The 22,042-nt window shown below is 58.3% G+C and carries 21 protein-coding genes and 2 riboswitches; of the genes, 12 read left to right on the top strand and 9 right to left on the bottom strand.

Going from position 1 to position 22,042, the window contains the following annotated elements; genetic code table 11:
- The first annotated feature begins 39 nt into the window (after positions 1-39).
- The 7 genes from AABO57_10045 to AABO57_10075 all read left to right on the top strand — a co-directional run bounded on the left by AABO57_10045 (position 40) and on the right by AABO57_10075 (position 8,271).
- Positions 40-1,269 (top strand): oligosaccharide flippase family protein, encoded by a 1,230-nt coding sequence (locus AABO57_10045; protein ID MEK6286069.1) that lies wholly within the window; start codon positions 40-42, stop codon positions 1,267-1,269.
- 4 nt (positions 1,270-1,273) lie between these two features.
- Entirely contained in the window at positions 1,274-2,122 is an 849-nt protein-coding gene (locus tag AABO57_10050; protein MEK6286070.1) for a class I SAM-dependent methyltransferase, read from the top strand.
- On the top strand, positions 2,119-3,876 hold the full coding sequence (locus AABO57_10055; protein MEK6286071.1) for a glycosyltransferase family 4 protein: 1,758 nt from the start codon (positions 2,119-2,121) through the stop codon (positions 3,874-3,876). The genes AABO57_10050 and AABO57_10055 overlap by 4 nt, the downstream gene beginning before the upstream one ends.
- A gap of 160 nt (positions 3,877-4,036) precedes the next feature.
- A complete protein-coding gene (locus AABO57_10060) occupies positions 4,037-5,290 on the top strand; it encodes a carboxylate--amine ligase (protein MEK6286072.1) in 1,254 nt (417 codons plus the stop codon).
- Between the two features lie 88 nt (positions 5,291-5,378).
- Positions 5,379-6,431, top strand: coding sequence for an LLM class flavin-dependent oxidoreductase (locus tag AABO57_10065; GenBank protein MEK6286073.1), 1,053 nt, complete (start codon positions 5,379-5,381; stop codon positions 6,429-6,431).
- Between the two features lie 49 nt (positions 6,432-6,480).
- A complete protein-coding gene (locus AABO57_10070; GenBank protein ID MEK6286074.1) occupies positions 6,481-7,545 on the top strand; it encodes an alpha/beta fold hydrolase in 1,065 nt (354 codons plus the stop codon).
- A gap of 108 nt (positions 7,546-7,653) precedes the next feature.
- Positions 7,654-8,271, top strand: coding sequence for a Uma2 family endonuclease (locus AABO57_10075; GenBank protein MEK6286075.1), 618 nt, complete (start codon positions 7,654-7,656; stop codon positions 8,269-8,271).
- Positions 8,272-8,290: 19 nt separating this feature from the next.
- Here AABO57_10075 and AABO57_10080 read toward each other — a convergent pair whose 3' ends face one another.
- The 5 genes from AABO57_10080 to AABO57_10100 all read right to left on the bottom strand — a co-directional run bounded on the left by AABO57_10080 (position 8,291) and on the right by AABO57_10100 (position 13,145).
- Positions 8,291-8,872, bottom strand: a complete 582-nt coding sequence (locus tag AABO57_10080) for an FmdE family protein (protein ID MEK6286076.1) — start codon at positions 8,870-8,872, stop codon at positions 8,291-8,293.
- Between the two features lie 95 nt (positions 8,873-8,967).
- Entirely contained in the window at positions 8,968-10,137 is a 1,170-nt protein-coding gene (locus AABO57_10085; GenBank protein MEK6286077.1) for a DUF1343 domain-containing protein, read from the bottom strand.
- Positions 10,138-10,347: 210 nt separating this feature from the next.
- Positions 10,348-11,109 carry an SDR family NAD(P)-dependent oxidoreductase gene (locus tag AABO57_10090; protein ID MEK6286078.1) on the bottom strand — a complete coding sequence of 254 codons (762 nt, stop codon included), beginning with the start codon at positions 11,107-11,109 and terminating at the stop codon, positions 10,348-10,350.
- A gap of 28 nt (positions 11,110-11,137) precedes the next feature.
- Entirely contained in the window at positions 11,138-12,352 is a 1,215-nt protein-coding gene (locus AABO57_10095; protein ID MEK6286079.1) for an MFS transporter, read from the bottom strand.
- A 31-nt stretch (positions 12,353-12,383) separates the two neighbouring features.
- Positions 12,384-13,145 (bottom strand): gamma-glutamyl-gamma-aminobutyrate hydrolase family protein, encoded by a 762-nt coding sequence (locus AABO57_10100; protein MEK6286080.1) that lies wholly within the window; start codon positions 13,143-13,145, stop codon positions 12,384-12,386.
- A gap of 295 nt (positions 13,146-13,440) precedes the next feature.
- On the opposite strand from AABO57_10100, the gene AABO57_10105 reads away from it, so the two are divergent.
- On the top strand, positions 13,441-14,001 hold the full coding sequence (locus AABO57_10105; protein ID MEK6286081.1) for a thioredoxin family protein: 561 nt from the start codon (positions 13,441-13,443) through the stop codon (positions 13,999-14,001).
- Positions 14,002-14,022: 21 nt separating this feature from the next.
- On the opposite strand, the gene AABO57_10110 is transcribed toward AABO57_10105, so the two are convergent.
- Positions 14,023-14,421, bottom strand: a complete 399-nt coding sequence (locus tag AABO57_10110) for a toll/interleukin-1 receptor domain-containing protein (protein MEK6286082.1) — start codon at positions 14,419-14,421, stop codon at positions 14,023-14,025.
- Positions 14,422-14,446: 25 nt separating this feature from the next.
- On the bottom strand, positions 14,447-14,857 hold the full coding sequence (locus tag AABO57_10115; GenBank protein MEK6286083.1) for a toll/interleukin-1 receptor domain-containing protein: 411 nt from the start codon (positions 14,855-14,857) through the stop codon (positions 14,447-14,449).
- A 165-nt stretch (positions 14,858-15,022) separates the two neighbouring features.
- Positions 15,023-15,240, top strand: a riboswitch (cobalamin riboswitch).
- Between the two features lie 99 nt (positions 15,241-15,339).
- On the opposite strand from AABO57_10115, the gene AABO57_10120 reads away from it, so the two are divergent.
- The 4 genes from AABO57_10120 to AABO57_10135 all read left to right on the top strand — a co-directional run bounded on the left by AABO57_10120 (position 15,340) and on the right by AABO57_10135 (position 20,995).
- The gene (locus AABO57_10120; protein ID MEK6286084.1) at positions 15,340-16,308 is read left to right on the top strand and encodes a cobalamin-binding protein; all 969 of its coding nucleotides are present in this window, start codon (positions 15,340-15,342) and stop codon (positions 16,306-16,308) included.
- On the top strand, positions 16,305-17,357 hold the full coding sequence (locus tag AABO57_10125) for an iron ABC transporter permease (GenBank protein MEK6286085.1): 1,053 nt from the start codon (positions 16,305-16,307) through the stop codon (positions 17,355-17,357). Before AABO57_10120 ends, AABO57_10125 begins: the two co-directional genes overlap by 4 nt.
- An 18-nt stretch (positions 17,358-17,375) precedes the next feature.
- Entirely contained in the window at positions 17,376-18,158 is a 783-nt protein-coding gene (locus AABO57_10130; GenBank protein MEK6286086.1) for an ABC transporter ATP-binding protein, read from the top strand.
- Positions 18,159-18,278: 120 nt separating this feature from the next.
- Positions 18,279-18,553, top strand: a riboswitch (cobalamin riboswitch).
- 24 nt (positions 18,554-18,577) lie between these two features.
- Entirely contained in the window at positions 18,578-20,995 is a 2,418-nt protein-coding gene (locus AABO57_10135; protein MEK6286087.1) for a TonB-dependent receptor, read from the top strand.
- 69 nt (positions 20,996-21,064) lie between these two features.
- Here the strand turns inward: AABO57_10135 and AABO57_10140 are convergent, their stop codons facing one another.
- Together AABO57_10140 and AABO57_10145 are read right to left on the bottom strand one after the other, a co-directional pair.
- The gene (locus AABO57_10140; protein MEK6286088.1) at positions 21,065-21,268 is read right to left on the bottom strand and encodes a hypothetical protein; all 204 of its coding nucleotides are present in this window, start codon (positions 21,266-21,268) and stop codon (positions 21,065-21,067) included.
- A gap of 161 nt (positions 21,269-21,429) precedes the next feature.
- Positions 21,430-21,978: a peptidoglycan-binding domain-containing protein gene (locus AABO57_10145; protein MEK6286089.1), complete on the bottom strand. Its 549-nt coding sequence runs from the start codon at positions 21,976-21,978 to the stop codon at positions 21,430-21,432.
- Positions 21,979-22,042 lie beyond the last annotated feature (64 nt).

A 22,042-nucleotide genomic window follows, 5' to 3' on the forward strand; every position in this document is an offset into this window, starting at 1 on the left:
CTCCGTTTCCTCAACAGAGAGACGCCGCGACAGGCAGGCATGCTCTTTTCAGCCCAGACCGCATCGATGTTCGCCGGATTCTGCGCCAGCGTGATCCAAGCGAGATGGATGGAACCGGCGGAGATGGGCCGCTTCGCTTTTTGCCTCAGCATCATCGTTGTCACAAGCCTGTTCTTCGAGTTTGGCATCTCCTCGGCGGGGGCTCGCGTGCTTGCGCTCGCGCACGACCGCCAGAGCGAACGGCAGGCGCTGGGGGCGCTCGTCTTGATGACGCTTGCGATCAGCCTCGTTTTTTCCGCGTTCATCGCCCTCACGGCGGCGCCGATCGATTTGATCTTCAACAAGGACGTGAAATGGCTGCTGATCGCGACGGCAGCGCTGGCGCTTTTTCAGCCGTTCCAGTTGTTGATCGAGCAGAGTTGCCAGGGTCTCAATCAGATTCGCCGGCTTTCGCTGTTTCAGTTGATGATGTCAGGCGGTTACCTTCTGATATTGGCTGTGCTGGTAGCCACGCAGCGGCTGACCGCAGGAACGGCCCTGGGAGCCTATTTGGCGGGCACCGGGTTGGCGTCGGTCTGGACACTGGTTCGAATGCAACCGAGCTTTAAAGGCGCCTCGGGCTACATAAAGGTGACTCTTAAGGAGACTCGCGGGTACGGGTTCAATCTTTACCTGGCGCGAATAAGCGGAATGGCTTCATCGCGCTCGGATCAACTGGCGATCGGTTATTTCCTGGCGGGCACTGCCCCGCTGGGCATGTACGCCATTGCGCAAAAGTTCAGCAATCCGGTAGCGCTGATCGGCCGCTCGCTGGCGGTCACGCGATTCCGAGCCTTCGCGCGGCTCAACAGAGTGCCGCCGCGGATCACCAGGTGGAACGCGATCGCGGTTGTGTCCGCATCCGCCGGGCTGATTGCGCTCGGGCCGGTTGCGTTGCGGCTGTTCTTCCCGAAATACAGCGACGCGGCGCCGCTTCTGCTTCCGTTCGCCGTCATGAATTCGTTTGTCGGGTTGTTTCAGCCCTACAACGTATTCCTTGCCTCGCACGGCCGAGGCGCTGAATTGCGAAACATCGTTCTGATAGTCGGCGCCGCCACGATTGCCACGCTGGTGATATTGGTGCCACGCTACGGCATCGCGGGAGCGGCGTGGACGGGGGCCGGGGCGATGGCGCTGGACTACCTACTGCACCTTCTCTACTATCGAAAGTTCAAGCGGACTCTCGAAACGGGCACGACCGGGCAAGAAGGACAGGAGGCTGAGGACTGAGAAAATGAACACAACACGCCACAACTCAGTCCTCGGTCCTCAGAGCGCAGTCCTTGTAGACTACAAGCAACGCGCTCGTGAGCAATGGAGCGCGAACCCATGCGGTGCTCACGTCGCGCGCGAGCATGAGTTTGGGACTCGCGAGTACTTCGATGCGATTGAACACAATCGCTACGTCGAGTACGCGCCTTGGATGAAACCGATAATTGGCTTCGATCGCTATGCCGGAAAACGGCTGCTCGAAGTCGGAGTCGGAACGGGCACCGACCTGCTACAGTTCGCCCGCGGCGGCGCGCTGGTTACCGGCGTCGACCTCACGCTGCGAAGCATCGAGATCGCCCGGCGCAGGTTTGAGGTATACGGCTTCGCCGGCGAGTTCGCGATTGGCGACGGCGAAAGCCTCAGCTTTCCCGACGCTAGCTTCGACGTAGCTTACTCGTTCGGCGTGTTACATCACGCTCCCGATACCCAGGGCGCCGTTCGCGAGATTCATCGGGTGCTCGAGCGCGGAGGCAAGGCCATCGTGATGCTGTATCATCGTCGATCGCTTTACTACTGGGGCTCGCTCGTCGGCAAACACGGAGTACTGGGCGGGGAGCTTCTTAAAGAGAGCATGACAGAGATCATGGCCCGCCACGTCGAATACTCGGAAACAGGCGGACGCCCGCTGGTAAAGGCTTACACGCGTGCCCAAGCTCGCCGCTTGTTTAGCGGCTTCAGCGAATGCGACATCAGTGTAAACCAGCTCTCGCGCCGCGAGCTGGGGCAGATCGGGCGCTTAATGCCTGAAGCGGTTTTCCAAGGGCTTGCTCGAAGTTTCGGCTGGAACCTCCTAATAACGGCAACCAAGTGAATCCGCCTCCGCCTCCTAACAAATCCGCCCGACCCGTTGCCGCCGGCTACTCAAACAGAGGCGCGAGCGATACACGCGGTCGAGACGACGCAAGCCCGCTCGCGTTGTTACTGGATCTGTCCAGCAATAAGAGCGCCGCACTCGAATGGGCGTCCGAGCAGTTGTCGGGCGCCGACATCAAGCCGCTAAACAAAGCTGATCTCAAATGGACTTCGAAGCGCGAAGCGCTTGCGCGGGTGCGCGGGCTCAACCCGGATCTGTTCGCCGTGTTCACGCCGGACTTAAACACACAGAGCGGACTGAGCGCGCTCATGCTATTCGCGATCTCGGCAGGCGCGCGGCAGGTTGTGATCGGCGACCAGAAGGGCGGAACTGTTTCGCGCTCGAGGCTCGAGGTGCTGCTCATTCAAGCTCCGCGATTCTTGCTCGAGTTGTTGGGCGGGTACGGGTTGATAGTGCCTCTTTCATGGCTGCTCACCGAGGCGCTGCGAATTGCGCTCGCGTTTCGAAAGGTCGTGCGCGCATCGCGACCCGCAACAAGGACGGCCGGCCCGAATCATGAGCAATCACTTAGCGCGCTATACATTCGAGCGACGTTGGCGAGCACCGCGGAAGGCGGGATGTCCAGTCACATCGCGGGATTCGCCAGCGGCGCCTCTCTGCTGAGACATCGACTCACGTTCCTAGTGAGCGGCGTCGAGAGTCCTGTCGAGAAACACAATGACGGCAGCATCGCGATTCCACCGTCGCGAGTTTTCGGCGCGACCAAGGCGCTGTTTGAGCTGTGGAACAATCTGGTGTTCACCGTCAAGAGCTTGCAGCTAATTTCGAGTGAGTCCCTGTCGTCCAATGAGTTCGATTTCATCTATCAACGCTACAGCCGATTCAATTGGACCGGCGTTGCGCTATCTCTGATGACGGGGCTTCCGCTGATGCTTGAGTTCAACGGTTCGGAAGTGTGGGTCAGCCGCCAGTGGGACCCGATTGGTCAACTCTGGCTGTTGAAGCGCTTCGAGCGATTAAACCAGCGCGCGGCTGATCTGATCTTTGTGGTCTCGGATGTCGAGCGCCGCAATCTGATCGATTCCAATCTTCGCTCGACGAAGATAATAGTAAACCCGAACGGCGCTGACACAGATCGGTTTCGACCCGAGAGTGGTGGCCGCGAGATCAGGCGGAGGCTCGGCATCGAAGACCGGATCGTCATTGGGTTCATCGGAACTTTTGGCCCGTGGCACGGCGCGCCAGTGTTGGCGGAGGCGGCTCGCGTAGTGAAGCCAGACGTGGGCTGTCACTTCCTGTTCATCGGCGATGGCGAACAGCGTGCACAAACTGAATCGATCATCGAAGCGGGAGGCGTGAGCGCGACTTTCACGGGACGCGTCGCGCATCAGGAGGCGCCGGCCTATCTCGACGCTTGTGACATATTGGTTTCGCCACACGTTCCGTCGACTGATGCGAGTGAGTTCTTCGGCTCGCCGACGAAGCTGTTTGAGTACATGGCGATGGCCAAGCCGATCATCGCCAGCCGGATCGGCCAGATAGCTGATGTGATCGCCGACGGCGAAAACGGAGTGCTTGTAGAGCCGGGCGATGCGAACGCGCTCGCGCAAGCGATTGAGGAATTGGGTCGGGATGAAGCGTTGCGCGAACGGCTTGGGGCTGCGGCCAGGCGAACTGTCATTGAGCGATACACTTGGCGGCACAACGCCGCGCGAGTGTTTGAAGCGTCGTCATCGTGCATACCCAGCTAACAACCGGAGCACATCAGCTCCTGAATCCCACCAACTGCGTTGGTGGTATTTGGGAGTGGCGCCTCCCGAATCTCTTAGGCGATTAGGACGACGTTGCGTAAGCAGGCGCCAGCTCCTGCAGGCGCCAGCTCCTTTCCGAAGCACGCGCTCTCAGCTAACATTGCGAAACATGATCGACGATCCCAGCGAGCTCATCGCCACCGTGCGCCGGAAGATCAACACCTCCGATATGCCTGCGGCACTGGTGTTCAATTGCCACATCACTGGACTTGCAGTAGCACGTTCGCTTGGAAGGCGAGGCGTGCCGGTCATCGGGCTCGACCGCGACGAGAACGGCTTTGGTCTGCATTCGCGCTATACGACCATTGCGGGACGGTGTCCTTATCCGCTCGATGATGAGCGCGGCTTCATCGATCTGCTAATGGAAATCGGAACGGCATTGAAACAGAAGGCGGTCCTCTTTCCGTGTCTCGATGAATGGGTGTTTGCCGCCGCGCGTCACGCGGGCGAGCTTAGCGAGTATTTCATTCTTCCATTCTCGGATCTTGAAACCGTCGAGCGGATACTGGACAAGAATTTGCTCTATCGCAAATGCGAACAGCGGCAGATACCCATCCCGCGAACGTACTATGTCGGCGAACAAAGCCCGGAGCAAATCGCGAGCGAGATCGGCTACCCGTGCATCGTGAAGCCGGCGCTTCAACGCGAGTTCACCAACGAGTTCGGCGAAAAAGTCCTGCGCGCCCAGACGCGTGAACAGTTTCTTGGTTTATGCGAGCGCGCCGGCCATCACGCACTCCTTGCACAGGAGATTGTCGGCGCGGGCGTCGATAGCTTCTACTCGCTGTGCAGCTACATCGGGCGCGACGGGCAAGCGAAGGGCGTGTTCGTGGGGCGCAAGCTAGAACAGTATCCGCCCGACTTCGGCACCGCCTGCCTGGTCGATTCGCGCTACGTCGAAGAGATCGTCGCGCGCGGCGTTGATATCCTGAATCAGTTTGGCTATCACGGCATCAGCGAAGTCGAGTTCATCTACGACGCGCCGAGCCGCGACTTCAAGCTGCTCGACATCAACACGCGAGTGTGGAAATGGATCGGGTTGCCGATGCGAGCCGGTATCGATCTGCCGTGGCTGGCTTATGCCGATGCGGTCTTCGGCAGCGTCGAAGCGGCCGGGCGCCAACAAGACGGGCTGCGATGGGTTTACTTGAAGGACTACGTTGGGTTGCGCCGCGAGCGAGCCGGAGCGGCTGAAACGACGCTGACGCGGCAGGAGTGGCTGGCCCTGATCGCGGGCCGCGCGGAATCGGAGGGTGAGATCGTCGACGCAGTGTTGTCTGGCGATGATCCCGAGCCGTTTGTTCAAATGATCGAAAGCTTGTTCACGAAGCGGCAATACTATTGTGCTTGCTAGATCAGAACTTAACCGCAGAGGAACGCAGAGAGTTTGCGTTCCTCTGCGTTCCTCTGCGCCCTCTGCGGTTAAACTCGGGAGATGACTAATGCCTAAGGTACGTTTTGGATTCTGGATGCCGATATTCGGCGGATGGCTTCGCAACGTCGATGACGAGCAAATGCACGCGACGTTCGACTACAACAAAAGGCTTGCTCAGCGGGCTGAACAGATCGGCTTCGATATCACGCTGCTCGCGGAGTTGAACCTGAACGACATCAAAGGCGCGACGGCTCCGGTGCTCGAGTGCTGGACTACTGCCGCGGCAATCGCGTCGGTCACCGAGAAGGTTGAATTGATGAATGCGATTCGTCCGGGATTCAGGCTGCCGGCAATCACGGCTAAGATGTCGGCTAACATCGATCAGATTTCCAACGGCCGCTTCAGTCTGAACATCGTGTCCGCGTGGTGGGAACAGGAGATGCGCGAGTACGGCGGCACGTGGGTCGGTCACGATCAGCGCTACGAACGCACGCGCGAGTTCATCGAAGTGATGCGTGGGATGTGGTCCCAGGAAGAGTTCAGCTACGAAGGGCAATATTACAAAGTTGAAAAGGCGCATCTTGAACCTAAGCCTGTGCGCAAACCCTGGCCGACGCTCTACGCGGGCGGGGAATCGGAAGATGCCAAGCAGATGATCTCGCGTTACTGCGACGGCTACTTGATGCACGGCGATCCTCCCGAGAACGTGCGTCCGAAAGTCGAGGAGATGGAACGTAGAAGACGCGAGCTCGGCCTGGGAACGATGACTTACGGGATCGCGGCTTACGTGATCTGCCGCAAGAGCGACGCCGAAGTGAAGAAGGAGATCGATCGCATCTGCGACGTAAAGGACACGGCCGGTTATTTTGGCTTCAAGGATTTCACCACGCAGAGCAAGCTCGAGCGCGAGTTGTCGTTGCGTGATTACAGCGTGTCGAATCGCGGCTTGCGAAGCGGGCTCACGGGGACGCCGGAGCAAATCGCCGAGCGGGTGATCGAGTTTCGCTACGCGGGCGTCGAGATATTCTTGATGCAGATGAGCCCGATGAGAGAAGAGATGGAGCGCTTTGCCGAAGAGGTGATTCCTTTAGTAAACTCTGGCCTCGCCGACTCTGCGTGAGCTCAATTTAACGCAAAGACGCAAAGACGCCAAGAAAGAAGGGAGCGCTATGCTTTTGAGACTAGCAACAAGAGCATTTCTTTTCGTGATTGTATCAATGTTGGCAATCGAGCCGGCTGCGTTTTCACAGCAGAGACCCACCCCACCTGCCGACCCTGTACAGGAGCGCTTGCGGGCAATCGAAGAAGCGATCAGTTTCCTTCAGCAGGCGTTGTCGAAGGACGTCGATGACCTGATGTGGATGCGGGCGTTGGATGACGTTGCGGTGGTCGATAAGGTCCGCTACACAGGGCCACCACCGCGAGTTATTCCTAACCCGACGGGCCAGGGTGCGGGTAATCCGGTCATCATCACCGCCTACACATTCATGCCGAAGAAGTATGCAGCGTCGGCGAAGCTGCCGCTCGTCGTCTACGTGCATGGCGGCGTTCATGGCAATTTCGAATCGACGGCGGTGCACATCGTTCGAGAGATGGTCGAACAGGGCTACGCAGTTATCGCGCCCGACTATCGGGGAAGCACAGGCTACGGGCGTGAGTTCTGGCGATTGATCGACTATGGCGGATTAGAAGTTGACGATGTGTTTGGGGGCAAACAGTGGATGCTTGAGAACCACACGAACGTCGATCCCGAGCGAGTCGGCATCATCGGCTGGAGCCACGGCGGATTGATAACGCTGATGAACATCTTCGACCATCCGAAGGACTTCAAAGTAGCGTATGCCGGAGTGCCGGTGAGTGATCTTGTCGCGCGAATGGGATACAAGAGTCAGAGTTATCGCGAACTGTTCTCGGCGCCCTATCACATAGGCAAGACCGCCGATGAGAACGTCGCCGAATACCGCAAGCGCTCGCCTGCGTGGAACGCCGAGAAGCTTCAGACGCCGCTATTGATTCACACAAACACGAACGATGAAGACGTGAACGCGCTGGAGGTCGAGCATCTGATTGCGAAGTTGAAAGCGGCAGGGAAGCAGTTCGAGTACAAGATCTATCAGAACGCTCCGGGTGGGCACGCGTTCAACCGGCTGGATACGAAGCTTGCGAAGGAGTCGCGGGCGGAGGTGTATAGATTTCTGGCTAAGTATTTGAGCCCGCCGAATGCTGTGAAGTGATGGTTAGGGTCGAGTTGAATTGAACTTTCTGTGAGATGGGTCTTGTCTTGGCTGCCGATCAGCAGGACAATGAAGTCACACATCTGATTAGGAGCGAGCGAGAGTTACATGTCGGCTGAAACAAAACGGCGCTACACCCTTGACGAATACCTGGCTCTTGAACGCGAGTCGGACGCGAGGCTTGAGTTCTGGGACGGTGAGGTGTTCGTGATGAGCGGCGGCACGCTCGGGCATGAGCGGGCCATGGGCAACGCGTTCGATCTGTTTCGTATTCAACTACGCGGCAGTGAGTGCACAGTCTTTGGTAGTAACATGCAGATCAAGGTGCCAACAGCGCCGCCCTATCGCTATGCCGACGGCAGTGTAACGTGCGGGAGAGTTGAAGTCGAAAGATTCAACGGGAACGATCTGCTACTGAATCCAGTTCTGATCTATGAAGTCCTCTCGCCGAGCACGGAAGCGTATGATCGCGGCGACAAGTTCACGCACTACAAATCGATCGCAAGTCTTCGCGAATACCTGCTTATTGCCCAGCACCGGCCGCACATCACGCACTTCGTGAGGAACGATGATGGCACCTGGAGCTACTCGGAAGTGAATGGCCTTGACGCGAGCCTTTACCTGCCCTCGTTGGGTGTGACTCTGAGGCTCAGCGATGTTTATCAGAATGTCGAGTTCGAAAGTAGTTCTGGCCCAACGGCCGCGCTTTCAGGAAAGCTCGATTGACCTCTAACTCGAAAAAGCGTCACAGCCTTGAATAGTAAGCTTCGCCTGCGCAGGCGCGACAGATCGTTCGGCCGTCGTGTAAGACTTCGCGGCGGTCGTTGATTCCTTCGCCGCACTCATCACACAGCACCCTTGAAACCGGCCTTCCAGGCTGATCCTGTGGTGGGAGGCTCACTCGGACGCTTTCGAGTTTGAAGAGTTCCTCATCGGGCAGCAGCTTGTAAGCGCGAAGCTGACGCTGGTATTTGTTTTCGATCTCGGGGAAAGCGCAGTCGGCCGCCTCGCGTGATGAGTCGAGCGCGACGACGCGCACGGCTTCACCGGTCTTGACGTTAAGAAACGTCGAGGCAAGCTTGCCATAGTCGAAGAACTTCAACGTGCGTTTGCCAAGCCTGCACCCGGTGACAGTGTTGACCGCATCGGCGGCACATCGGTCTATCTCGACGAATACGATCAGATTCTTGCGGTCGGCGCCGCGTGGGTCTTCTATGCCAACCGCGCGGCATCCGAGCATCGCCATCCGCACGCCAAGCACCTGCCCGGCGCACATATGCCCATGAGATTGTTCGGCTCGTTGAAGAAGTTCGTCGAGCGACTCCATATCGGGATTATAGACCACGGATCACGCGGATTCGAGGGATTCTGCGCGGATCAGCGTAAATCCGTTCAATCCGCGTCATCCGTGGTCTATTTTGTCTAGTCGTATAGAAGATAAGTTTCGCGCCGCGCGGCGAATTCATTCAAACCCACGCTCCAACTCTCTTCGATCTCGGCCACCGCGCTTCCTTCTTCTATCTGCTCGCGTAGGCTCGAGCTTCCGTTGATCACATCAAACGGAAGCTTGTCGTAGACGTACTCATACGGCGGTTGCTTCCACTCGAAATGATCAGGATAGAGGCGACGAATTGTACTGACGATCGCCACGCCGGTGATGACAGGCTTGTATGCGCTCCGATCAGTCACGTGAATCTGAACGCCCCCGCAAAGATCATTGGCGAATTTGTGAAACGCCGGTTCGAAATGGAGCGGACGAAACACCACGCCGGGGAGGTTGTCTTGTTTCAACTCCTCGACCAGCTCCCAGGGATCGATGAAAGGCGCGCCAATGATCTCAAACGGTCGAGTGGCGCCTCGCCCCTCGGAGAGGTTCGTGCCTTCGATCATCACGCTGCCGGGGTAGACGACCGCGGTATCGACCGTGGGCATGTTCGGCGAAGGCATTACCCAGGGAAGCTCGGTGTCTTGATACCACATCTCGCGGCGCCAGCCTTCCATCTCGACTACCTCAAGCTCGCAGCCGATTCCGAATTCCCGATTGAACATCAACGCCAGCTCGCCAATCGTCATGCCGTGACGCATCGGGATCGGGAACATCCCGACGAACGATTGAAACTCAGATTCGAGCACGTTGGCTTCCATCTGAACTCCGTTGATAGGATTGGGCCGATCGAGCACGATGAATCGTTTGCCGAGTTCGCGCGCCGCCTCCATTGCCAGCGCCATCGTGTAGATGAAGGTGTAGACGCGCGTGCCGGCGTCCTGGATGTCGAAGACAAGGACGTCAACGCCCGCGAGCATTTCAGCGGAAGGCTTTCGCGTCTCGCCGTAGAGCGAATAAGCGGGCAGCCCCGTCCGCTTATCGCGGAACGTTCGCCACTCGATCATGTTGTCTTGAGTTTCGCCACGAATGCCGTGCTGCGGGCCGAAGAGCGCGGTGAGATTGATTCGAGGATGTTGATGAAATAAATCCGCAGCGTGCCGGAAGCGTGAGTCAATCGACGCGGGGTTGACGATCAGCCCCACTCGCGCGGCGTCGAGCAAACCGAGCTTCGATTCGAGGATTATTTCGAGTCCAGTCTTTACCATTAAAGGCCTTCAGCTTTGAACTGGGGGTTCAGGGTTCCGGGTTCAGGGTTCCGGGTTCAGGTTTCAGGACTCAGGGTTCCAGTCTCGTAACCAAATATCAGAAACCAGAAACCCGAAACCCTGAACCCGAAACCCTGAACCCGAAACCCTGAACCCTGAACCCTGAACTCTGAACCCGGAACCCTGAACCCGAAACCCTGAACCTCTTCCTTAACCACACAGCACCGACCCCCCGTTTACATTAAGCACTTCACCGGTGATGTGGCTCGCGAGATCAGACGCGAGGAAGAGGATCGGCCCGGCGATTTCATCGGGTGTTGCGACTCGGCCGAGCGGAATCAACTCGCGAATCTTGCGGCGCTCTTTGGGATTGTTCAAAGCGTCCTCGGTCATGTCGGTCGCGACCCAACCGGGAGCTACACAGTTGACGGTGATCCCGCGAGGCCCGAGCTCAGCCGCCAGCGATTTAGTCATCGAGATGATCGCGCCTTTTGTCGCCGCGTAGTGGGAATGAAACGGCTCGCCGCGCTGGCCCGCGGTCGAAGAGATGAGGATCATCGTGCCGCCTCGCTTCGGTATCATTACTCGGGCAGCCTCGTGACAACACGTGTAGATCGACTTGAGATTTACGGTTATCGTTTCGTCCCATTCGCGCTCGGTCATCTCCTGGATCGCAGCTTCTTTCCAGATGCCCGCGTTTGCGACGAGGATATCGAGCGAACCGAAGCGAGCGACCGCGGTTTGAACCATCTTCCGGACGGCGGGTAAGCGCGAAACGTCCGCGCGAACGGGAACTGCCTCCGCGCCGAGCTTCTCACACTCGGCGGCGACGCGCAGGGCTGCACCGCGATCGCGGTTGTAGTTGAGAACCAATCCACGGATGCCGGCTCGAGCAAACTTGATTGCGGTAGCAGCGCCGATGCCGCGCGACGCTCCGGTGATGATAGCGACTTTGCCTGCGAGATTGATCATGTTACAGGCCACTAGTTCGAACGGCTTCTCAATCGCCGACTGCGCTTGCGGTTGCCAGATCCGACTCGACTATTCGGCGGTGAATGGGCTCGTCGCGCGGTAGAAGGTAAGCTAACACGACGGTGACCATCGTAACGGCCGAAGCGAAGATCAGCACGTTGCGATAGCCGAACGCCGGCACGAACGTCGAAAGCGCCTGAGGTGCAAGCGCGCCCACTCCCCACGCCGCTCCCATCATCAATGCCGAGACGGTGCTGGTCTGACCGGGCACCAGTTCCTGAGCCATCGCTACGATGACCGGAATCGTGGCCAGCAACATGAATCCGCCAAGCCCGAGACAGACGACGCTCAACAGGCCGGTAGTTGCGAAAGAGCCAATCATCAACGGCCCCGCCAGCAAGCCCGAGTACAGGGTCACTGCGCGGCCGGAGAACCGCTCGGCGGTGAAGCCGCCGGCAATTCCGCCTACTCCTCCCAACAATAGAAACACAGTCAGCATGTTGCCCGTGTCCGTTAGCGAATAGCCCCGGTCCTCCAGCATGAAGGGCAGGTAGTTGTTGGTGGTCATCTGCAGGCCCGAGCGGATCACCGTGATTAGATAAAGCAGAGTGAGCGGCTTCCACGCAGTGCGCAGCGCGGCAAGCAGTTGCCACTTGATCTTCTCAACCCCGGGCGCCGATGAGCTGTGCGCCGGGAGCGGCGGACATATTCGATAGAGCACGGCCGACATCAGCAAACCGGTTCCGACTAGGTAGTAGGAGTGCTCCAGACCGTAGGCCGAAACGACTCTGGTTATCACCAGCGGTCCGACTGCGAACCCGAGCGTGCCCACCGCTGAAAATAGCGCCATCCCGACTCTGCGGCGGTCGCTTGCCGCTGTGGCCGCCATCGCCGCGCCTTGCGGATGAAAGGAGCCTATTCCTATCCCGCCGGCTACGAGCAAGACGATCAGAATCCCGTATGACGGCGCCAGCCCGATCATCGACACAAAGATGCCGGTGATCGCCGGGCCAAACACCGCGAAGGACCGCCTGAAGTATCGGTCTGAGATGAAGCCATAGACTGGCTGCATCAGCGAAGACGAAATCGCGTAGAGCGGCGCGAGCCAGAAGACCTGGGTCGCGGTGAGGCCGAGCTTGATTTTGATCAACGGCAGTAGCGGATAGATGATGCTCGAATAAGAATCGTTGACGAAGTGCCCTGCGCAAAGGGCGGCAAGTGTCAGCTTATCTCTTCTGCGCATAGTGCCACGAAGTGATTAGGAGTGAGCGCTCTTATCTGTCAACTCTGACCGCGTCTTCGACGCGCGACGCCTGTCTGTCTCGCGCTACGACTATGAAGTGATTGAAGAGCGCTTGAGAGAGCAGATCGTCTTGCCAGCCGACCTCGGGATGCCATTGAACGCCGAGCACGAACTGATCGGGGCGCGTGTTGATGACTGCTTCGATGACTCCGTCGGGCGCCCAGGCAATAGGCTCGAGGTCCCGGCCGACAATATCGATAGCCTGATGATGATGGCTGTTGACGGTCGTGTGGGTTGAGTCGGCGAGCCTGGCGATGAGCGAGTCTTCGGTTATGTTGATCGAGTGCGAACGCCGCCAGAAGAGATCGCCTTGCATGTGCTTAAGCGGCTCCTTGACCTCGCTGTCTATGTCCTGAATGAGCGTACCGCCTCGGTAAACGTTCAGTGATTGAATGCCGAAGCAGATCGCGAGCACCGGCAGTTGTCTTGCTTCGGCCGCTGCGAGCAACAGCATGTCGGTTTCGTCTCGACGGGGAACCACGGGTCCGAGTTTCGGTCTCGGCTCGTGCCCGTAACGGAGCGGATCGACGTCGTTGACCGCGCCCGAAAGGGCAATTGCGTCGACGTGCGCCATGACCGATTCGATGTAATCGGTTTCCGCAATCAACGGCAGCAGCAGCGGTGTGCCTCCCGCCGCATAGATCGCTTCGGCGTAAGTCTCGCGGAGCTCGTAGTAGAAAGTGTTCCAGTTATAACGGCAAGGTATGCCGATGATCGGCCTGTATTCGCTCAACTCGGGTTCCTTTCAAGCATGGTTGCACTCAGGGAGCGACTGTCCCCGTGAGCTTCTGTTTTAGAGCAAGACTGAGAATAGCCCGCTGCACGAGACCTGTCAATTCTTCGTAATTGACAAGCCGGCTGTTGAAGCAACCAAGCTGTCGCGAGCCATAGTGGCGCCTTGGCCACATCATTGTCCTAGTTTTTCAATTAGCCTGGGCTAATGGAAAAACGACAAAAACTATTGAGAAGCCGGTCTCGCCGCCCGATAATCGTCGAGCAAAGCCGCTCGCCCCCGAGCAGGACACTCGATGAAAAAGACTCTTGCCTTGATTCTGGGGATCGCCATCGCATCGATCGCTATTTGCGCGCTTACCCACGCGCAGTCGAGCCCCGCGAGACGCACTCCGGTTCTAACGAACGACGATCTCAGTTCGGCAGCGCGCGAGGCAGTCCGTGCGCCCGCCGAGAGTGAGGCGCAACCTTCAACCCGCAGGGACCCCGAGGTTGTCCGCGGCCAAATCGCGTGGCAACGTGATCTTCGCCGCGCGCTCCAGATTGCGACCGCCGAAGGAAAGCTGATAGTAGCCGACGTGTACACAGACTGGTGCGGCTGGTGCAAGAAGATGGACAAGACAATCTACACAGATCCGGCAATCGTTGCGCTGAGCCGGCAACAGGTGTTCGTCAAGGTGAACGCAGAGGACCGAGGAGAAGGTCAGAGCTTTGCTAAGGACATGGGTGTCAACGGCTATCCGACTACGATAATTCTCGACGGACAAGGCAGAGTGTTGAACATCGCCGAAGGCTACATTCCGTCACCGCAGGCTTTTCTGGAATTCGTCGAACGAGCGCGCGGGCAAACAAGGTGATCTGCAATCGGTAGGACAACATTATGCAGGTTGGGGCTTCAATCCACCTGCTCGCTTAGCTAGTTCGGCGATGTAAGAGGGCAGCTCAGCGAATCTGACATAGTTCTCGACGAAGGGTGGAATCTCTGAGTCCTCGACGTTTACGACAAGGGGCGTTACTCGCTTATGGAGTCCTAAAGCTGCACCCATTTCATATAAGACCCATGGGCTGTTGACGGAGTTGTCGGTGAGTATGACGATCACCTCATCGGCTTCCCTTAATGAACGCGGGACTGACGCGGCTCCACTCTCTCCCCGCACCGTTTTTTCGACCGGGAAGACTCTAACCCCAGCTTCCTCGATCCGGCGTGCGAGATCCCGGGCAACATCAATGTCTCTGTGGGTTGAACTGATGAATACTTTGTACGGCATATGTCCCATAGCTAGAGTCTGGTGTTTTGGCCGGTCACTTTATTCGCTTGGCCAATTGTATCAGGAATTCATCGAACTGGTTAAGGTCAATTGATTTTACGTCCTTCATTGGAGCGATTGCGTCGTGGTTGACTTGGTTCAGTATAGGCGTAACACGTTTGTGTTGACCCGAGACGGCTCCTATTTCGTAGATAACCCAGTGTGACTTAACGCTCTTTGGCGACACTAAGACAATTGCCTCGTTGCAAGCATCGATTCCCCGGATGATCTCGCCGACAAGTGCATCGCCTCCTTTGAGATCATTCTTGTCTAGCCAGGTTGCGGCGCCGAGCGCCCTTATCTGCTTGTCTATCTGTTCCGCTATCCAGATATCCGTTGAAGAGTGGCTTATGAATACCAGGTATGGCCTGGCCTTTACTTTAGGTTTCGGGTGGCTCTTTGCCATTACCTCATCTCTGACTGCTTTAGCTTACTCATTGAGACCTGTGGTAGTCAGGGCTGATTCTCTCAAACAGCGCGGGAAATGGCAACAGTCGTGGTAACGCCGGAGGAGTTTGACTCGGCCGCGACGCGGTGCTAGGTTGCTTGTTCTCAAACTGCTCTTTGTGAATCGTCACGAATAGCTTCAGGTGCCCCGAGAGTCGGGGAGAATAGGGAAGCGGGTGAGATTCCCGCGCGGTCCCGCCACTGTGATGCTCTCGAAGCCGCCGGCCACCGAGCCACTGATCTTGTATCGGGAAGGCTGCCAGCGGCAAAGATGTGCGGTCGATTTTTGACCCGCGTCTGCGAGACTAAGTCAGGAGACCTGCCCGAAGCGTGTTGCGAGCCGAACGCTCTCCGCGCGAGAGGGCAAGGCGCGCCGGAGCACCTTCTTTATCAGCTCCTGCTCGACCCATCGCGTGGATTGGTCGGCGGGGGCTTTTTCTTTTGCACAGCCAAGGATCGATCACATTCAAAGAGTCTTCGCGGCAGGCTGGTTGTTCGCAGCGCGCCCATCGCCGAGCCCTCCTATTTGCCGGCATCGCACTTGCGGCGATGGCATGCACGGCTTGCGTTTCGAAGAGCGCGGCCCCCGATGGCACGCGACCCTTTGTCGATGAGATCGGACGCACGATCCAGGTCAAGTTGCACCCTCAGCGAATCGTCTCGCTCGCGCCCTCTGTCACCGAGACCCTGTTCGCGCTCGGGCTAGGCGATCGCATAGTCGGAGTCACCTCCTATTGTGACTACCCTGTGGAGGCAACGAGCAAGGAAAGGGTCGGCGACACGATGCGCCCTGGCATTGAACGCATAGTGGCGCTGAAGCCCGATCTGGTCATCGCCTCAACCGCAAGCCAACTCGAGGAATTTGTGCACAGCCTCGATCAGGCCGGGGTCCCAATCTATGTCAGCAACCCTCGAGATATGGAAGGGGTCCTCAAGTCTATCGAGATGACTGCCGAGTTGACCGGTGTTTCGGAACGCGGGCGGGATCTCTGCGATCAATTGCGCGCGCGCATCGAAGCGGTTCAAGCGCGCACAGACAGGCTGGAACGGCCGCGCGTCCTATTCGTGCTGAGCTCGAGCCCGCTGATAACCGCCGGCGGACGAAGCTTCATCAACGATCTGATCAATCGAGCCGGTGGCCGGTCGATCTCCGCCGATCAGAATAGCGACTACCCCCAGTACAGCCTCGAGACCGCGGTAGCCGGACGGCCTGAAGTCATCTTTCTCCAGACCGGTGACGCGGCATTTCCCAACCGGCTTAAGGAGACCCCAGCGGCAACGTCGGGCAGAGTATTTCACCTTGACAACAATCTGCTTTTACGGCCAGGACCTCGCGTTGTCCAGGGGCTAGAGGAGATGGCGACGAGGATTCACCCGGAAGCGTTTGGAAAAAGCGAGAACCCCGAATGAGCGCGACGGCAACCGTGGATATGAAACCGGAAGGCTTGCGCGAAAGGCTCACCGCGCGACGATTGGTGCTTACTCTCGTCGTGCTTGGCATCGTGCTCGTTTTGTTTGTTGCTATCGCGACCGCAGTCGGTAGCGAGCATGTGACCATCGGATCGGTTCTTAGAATCGTCGCCGCCGAGATCACTGGCCGCACAGCGGACGTCACACCTGAGCAACGAATCATCATCGCCGGAATTCGATTGCCACGGGTGTTGATGGCGATAGTGGTCGGCGCCGCGTTGTCGGTTGCCGGCGGGGCTTACCAGGCGCTGTTGCGGAATCCGCTTGGGGACCCTTACATCCTCGGCGTGTCCACCGGCGCCGCGCTTGGCGCGATATTGGCTACCGTTTTCGCTGAGACGCTACCGCTAAGCCGTCCGGCTGCGGCATTCATAGGCGCCGTCGCAACCATCGCTGTCGTGTACGTGCTCGGTCAGAGCCGCCATGGTGGAACCAGCGAACGATTGATACTTGCCGGGGTGATCGTCAACGCGTTCCTGTCGTCCGGCGTTATTTTTTTGGTGACCACCGCGTCAGGTTCTCGTCAGCGCAGTGTGCTCTCGTGGCTGATTGGCGACCTGAGCGGTGAATCCCGCCTGTTGCCGCTGGTCGGCCTGTTCGTTTTGGCGGGGATCGGAGTGATTTACGCGAATGCGCGCAGCTTGAATTTACTGATGACCGGCGAAGAAGAAGCGCTGGCGTTAGGCGTCGAAGTCACCCGAGTGAAGGTCACGGTGTATCTCGCGGCGTCATTGATCACAGGCGCGGCGGTGGCTGTGAGCGGTGTGATCGGGTTTGTTGGTTTGATCGTCCCACACGCGATTCGCCTCGCCGGAGGCAGCGACAACCGGCTGGTCATTCCTGCGTCGGCGCTGGTGGGAGGCGCATTCCTATTGCTTGCGGACACGGTCGCGCGCACGGTGATCTCGCCTCGCGAGCTTCACATCGGGGTGATCACAGCGATGATAGGCGCACCGGTGTTCATTTACTTGCTGCGACGAACAAGCTGACGAAACGGGTTCCCGATCATGCTCGAAGTGAGAAGCGTTCAATTCAGCTACGCCGAGCCGGTGCTCAACGAGCTGTCATTTGAAATTGGCGCCGGGCAGTTGCTTGCGGTGCTGGGGCCGAACGGGTCGGGCAAGAGCACATTGCTCAAGATCATAGTCGGGATACTCTCGCCCGCCAACGGCAGCGTTTTGATCGGCGGTCGCGATCTGTCATCGATGAATCGGCGTGAAGCCGCTCGTTTGATTGGCTACGTTGCGCAGGACTCGGCGGTGAGATTCCCACTCACCGCAATGGAGTTTGTGCTGCAAGGACGATTCGCTCAAGGCCGGCTGATAGGGTTCGAAAGCAGCGAAGACATTGAAGAGGCACGGCGCGCGATGGAACTGACCCGGACCACGCAGTTCGCATCGCGCCGGCTGATTGAATTGTCGGGTGGAGAGCGACAACGAGTGATGCTGGCCCGCTCGCTGGCGGCGCGTCCCCGGTTGTTGGTTTTGGATGAACCGGTTGCGAATCTGGACATATCGCATCAAGTGAAGATGCTCGATTTGGTGCGAACGCTCACGAGCGAGCGCGAGATGTCGGCGATCGTCGTCACCCACGAGCTGAATCTGGCGGCCGATTTCGCGACAAGCGCGCTGCTTTTGAAGACGGGCTCGATGATCGCGTTCGGAACGCCGGAGGACGTGATGACCGAGCCGCTGCTGCGAAGCGTGTTTGAAACGAATTTGATAGTTGATGCAAATCCGGCGAGCGGCTCGCCCAGGGTAACGCTTATTCGAGACGTCCGTAGTCAGTAGTTCGTAGTCCGTAGCCAGTAGTCCGTAGTCAGTAATCCGCGGTCGAGCAGTCGCATTTTGATAGTCCACAGCCGTTTTGCTGGAACGGTGGTTGTTCTGGCGGCGAGCCACGGACCACGGACCACGGACTACGGACTAATTTGCAAATCTGGATCGTTGTGCGGGGAAGGCGGTGAAAGACCGCCACTGTCCCGCAACTGTGATGCGCAACGAAACCGGCATCATGCCACTGCCTGCAAAGGTGGGAAGGCGCCGGCGTAGGAAGTCAGTAGTCCGTGGTCAGTAGTTGGTAGCTCGTTGTTCGAAACGCTGCTTTGAGAGCTACGGACTACTGACCACGGACTTCGGACTAATTGGCGCTAAGTCAGGAACCCGCTCGGCGATCCGCGGAAATAACTCTTTCGCGGAAAGGAGAATCCATGTCTGACCAATTATCAAGAAAGCTGTCCATCCAGTGTCTCGCTCTCACCATCATTTCAGTCCTCGCGCTCACCTCAATCGCAGTTGCCGGCGCGGGAAGCGGGCGGATTGAAGGAAGCGTAGTTGATCCAACAGGCGCGAAGGTCGCCGGCGCGCGCGTTGTGCTTCGCAATGCGACCGGACTCGTAGCTTACGAAACGCGCACAGACAACGAAGGTCACTTTTCAATCGCTGAGGTTGCCAACGACCGCTACCAGGTAACGGTCGAAGCGCCGGGGTTTTCCCACAGGCGTCAAGCGGCAGTTGAGCTGCGGGCGGGCGCGACTGAAACGGTGAACGTACAGCTTGAGATTGCCGCCATTTCAGATCACCTGATAGTCACGGCGACTCGGACCGCGACTTCGACAAACGAGTTAGGCGGCTCCATCACCGTTGTCACCAAAGAAGATCTGACCCGCAAGAATTACTCGCTCATCTCCGAACCACTGAGGCAGATTCCAGGACTCGCGGTTGTGCAAACGGGCGGGCGCGGCGGGTTGACGTCGATTTTCGCGCGCGGCGGCGAGTCGGACTACAACAAGGTGTTGATAGACGGCGTGCCGGTCAATAGGGCGGGCGGCGCTTTTGATTTTGCCTTCCTCACACCCGAGAATGTCGAGCGAATAGAAGTTGTGCGCGGACCACAAAGCGCGGTATTCGGCTCCGACGCAATGACTAGTGCGATTCAGATCTTTACGCGGCGCGGCGTCACGCCCGTCCCAGAGTTTGAATTACAAGCGGAAGGAGGGAGCTTCGATTTTCACAGGGAGGCGGCACGGCTATCGGGGGTCGCCGGCTGGTTCGATTACTCCGCGGCCTTTGGTTATCAAACGACCGGCGGACGATTCCGAAATAGCGATTTCATCAATCGCTCGGCTTCGGCTAACCTCGGTTTTCGTCTTACGCAGCAGGGCGACCTGCGAATAACATCGCGTTGGAACAACGGGACGCTCGGAGTGCCCGGACCTACGGCGATTCTGTTTGCCGATCCGGACGCAAGACAAAAGCATCGAGACCTTGCGCTTGCCGCCACGCTCAATCTGAAAACGACCAAGCGGTTTCATCAGACTGCGCGGTTTGTTTATTCAGAGTTCGATACGAACAACTTTGATCCGAACGCTCAGGACCTGACAACGCCTGGCACGCCCCCGGCGGGGCCCGACGTCTTCGGTGGTGATTTCAGGTCAGCCTTTCAAGATCATCAGAAGCGCAGCGGCGTTCACTATCAGAGCATCGCCGCCGTCACAGGCTCGAACGTCCTGACCGCCGGGGTGGATTTCGAGCACGAGTCGGCCGTGATAACGAGCAGCAATGACTTCTCGCGCAGCCGAGTCTCGCCTGACAGGAATAACCTCGGGCTTTATGTTCAGGAGCAAGCCGCCTGGCGCGAGCGTTTGTTTGTCACTGCGGGTGTGCGCTTCGAGCGCAACACGGGCGCCGTACCCGATGACTTGAGGCTAGTGCTGGAGTCTCTGGGTTCGAGCGTGCCTTCAGGTGACATCGGATTCGGCTGGGCTACAAACCCTCGAGTAAGCGTTTCCCTGCTTGCGCGTGAGCATCAGGAGAGCGCGCTGGTAGGGGCGACCCGGCTCAAGGCGAGCTTCGGCACCGGTATCAAAGAGCCCACGCTTGATGAAGCCTTCGGCCCGAGCAGCGACGCACTCGGCAATCCCAGCCTCAAGCCAGAGCGCGCAATCAGCTTCGAGGTCGGTGTTGTGCAAGAGTTCTTCGGCCGCAGAGCGAGCGTGGAGCTGAATTACTACGACAACCGGTTTAGAAACTTAATCATCTTCGAATCAACGCCGGCGTTCGGGCCGATCCGGTTGCCCAGCGGCGTTCTTACTAACTTCGTCAACGCCGACCGCGCGTCCGGGCGCGGCCTGGAGTTGATCGCCAGCGCACGGCCCGGCGGCGTGTTGAGGCGCCTACGACTCCTCGGGACGTACACCTTCCTGCGCTCCCGGTTAGACCGAGCGGCCGATGTGCTCGCGTTTCCGCCGCCAACTTTCGAGGCCGTGCTGGCGCCGAACCCCGAGCTTGGTCTCCCGCTGCTTCGCAGGCCGCGGCACTCGGGCAGTTTCGAGATCAGTTGGATCAGTCAGCGATTCGATGTCACGCTTGATGGCTCAATTGTTGGACGACGGCGAGACTTCATACCTTTTCCGTTTGCGAAGTTTGACCATACCGGGCAGCCGGTATTCAACGAAGGTTACGGCAAGCTAAGCGTCGCGGGCTCCTATCGGTTCAACAGATTTGTCAGCGCATTCGCCCGCGTGGACAACCTGTTGAATCAGGATTACCAGGAGGTGATCGGTTTTCCGGCTTACCGCTTGAACTTCAGCGGAGGTCTGCGGGTTAGAGTGGGAGCAAGCAAGTGACAGGGCACAGCTCACCTCAGACGCCAAGCCTGGCTGACAGGGTTCTTGCAGGCTGTTGGCTGACGATAGCTAGGCTGTTTGACCGTGAGCGCCTTCTCGCTTGAGCATTCGCTGATACATCTCGCGCAGGTGGAGGGCCAGTTCCAACCGCTTGCGCGAGATACCCATCAACTTCTTGTTGCCTCGCTGACGGGCACCTTCGAACGTCGCGCGTAAAGACTTGATTTCGTCCTCTTGCGCTCGCAGCCGCTCTTTGAAGTAGTCTTCGGGCATCCCGATACAACCTAATCAGTCTTGTTCTTGTGAACTGAGGGGGGAGGCCAACCAGTTCCAACTTACGTACCCACTGCAAGGGGCGATTAATTCCGCGCGGTATTATACCTGAATTGCTTATCTCGTGAAACCGCAAGCCGCGATATCGAAACTCGGGTTGCTCACTGCCCGGGCCGCTTCTCGCTTACGGTGCTGACCGGCGCCGCATAACCGTTGTTGCTGCGTTTCGGAACGCCCAACTTCTTAAGCAAAGGCGCCGAAGGTAACCCGGTTTGTGACAATCCGTTCTTAGCCTGAAACCGCTTCATCGCTTCGATCGTGGCATCGTCGTATAGCCCCGAAGCCGGGCCGTCCATGTGGCCGGCCTTGATCAACGCGTTTTGTATCTCGGTCACGCGTTCGGTTGGGATGCCGGGCGCCGGCCGTGAAGCGCCAGGAGCGACTGTAGGCTGCGGCTCGTACCTTCTACGATTTTGGCGGCGCGCGCGTGCGAGAAGACGGCCGCGCTTCCCACGTACTGCGTATTTGCCGCGTCCGCGTTTTTCACGGCGCGCGACGGCTCGGCTTGCCCGGCCATGACGCGCGTCTCGCTTCAGGTGGCTACGAGAAGAGGCGCGGCTGGAGCGGGACTTCTTTGCAGCAGCTACATCGGCGCTTACCAGCGTCATCAACAACGCGATCACCAAAACGGAAGCCCATTTTCGTCGCATACAATCCTCTGTCACGTGGGGAGAATCTGTTTTGCACTGCTGGCTGGGGCGGCCCGGTGCAGGA

This window comes from Acidobacteriota bacterium, from assembly GCA_038040445.1.
GTDB classification, from domain to species: domain Bacteria; phylum Acidobacteriota; class Blastocatellia; order UBA7656; family UBA7656; genus Onstottus_A; species Onstottus_A frigus.

Coding starts and splice junctions, on each gene's coding strand:
- AABO57_10130 (MEK6286086.1), top strand. CDS start 17,376: ATGCTCGAAGTGAGAAGCGTTCAATTCAGCTACGCCGAGCCGGTGCTC.
- AABO57_10115 (MEK6286083.1), bottom strand. CDS start 14,857: ATGGCAAAGAGCCACCCGAAACCTAAAGTAAAGGCCAGGCCATACCTG.
- AABO57_10045 (MEK6286069.1), top strand. CDS start 40: ATGCTCTTTTCAGCCCAGACCGCATCGATGTTCGCCGGATTCTGCGCC.
- AABO57_10105 (MEK6286081.1), top strand. CDS start 13,441: ATGAAAAAGACTCTTGCCTTGATTCTGGGGATCGCCATCGCATCGATC.
- AABO57_10070 (MEK6286074.1), top strand. CDS start 6,481: ATGCTTTTGAGACTAGCAACAAGAGCATTTCTTTTCGTGATTGTATCA.
- AABO57_10085 (MEK6286077.1), bottom strand. CDS start 10,137: ATGGTAAAGACTGGACTCGAAATAATCCTCGAATCGAAGCTCGGTTTG.
- AABO57_10135 (MEK6286087.1), top strand. CDS start 18,578: ATGTCTGACCAATTATCAAGAAAGCTGTCCATCCAGTGTCTCGCTCTC.
- AABO57_10145 (MEK6286089.1), bottom strand. CDS start 21,978: ATGCGACGAAAATGGGCTTCCGTTTTGGTGATCGCGTTGTTGATGACG.
- AABO57_10075 (MEK6286075.1), top strand. CDS start 7,654: ATGTCGGCTGAAACAAAACGGCGCTACACCCTTGACGAATACCTGGCT.
- AABO57_10140 (MEK6286088.1), bottom strand. CDS start 21,268: ATGCCCGAAGACTACTTCAAAGAGCGGCTGCGAGCGCAAGAGGACGAA.
- AABO57_10125 (MEK6286085.1), top strand. CDS start 16,305: ATGAGCGCGACGGCAACCGTGGATATGAAACCGGAAGGCTTGCGCGAA.
- AABO57_10095 (MEK6286079.1), bottom strand. CDS start 12,352: ATGCGCAGAAGAGATAAGCTGACACTTGCCGCCCTTTGCGCAGGGCAC.
- AABO57_10110 (MEK6286082.1), bottom strand. CDS start 14,421: ATGGGACATATGCCGTACAAAGTATTCATCAGTTCAACCCACAGAGAC.
- AABO57_10065 (MEK6286073.1), top strand. CDS start 5,379: ATGCCTAAGGTACGTTTTGGATTCTGGATGCCGATATTCGGCGGATGG.
- AABO57_10080 (MEK6286076.1), bottom strand. CDS start 8,872: ATGGAGTCGCTCGACGAACTTCTTCAACGAGCCGAACAATCTCATGGG.
- AABO57_10050 (MEK6286070.1), top strand. CDS start 1,274: ATGAACACAACACGCCACAACTCAGTCCTCGGTCCTCAGAGCGCAGTC.
- AABO57_10090 (MEK6286078.1), bottom strand. CDS start 11,109: ATGATCAATCTCGCAGGCAAAGTCGCTATCATCACCGGAGCGTCGCGC.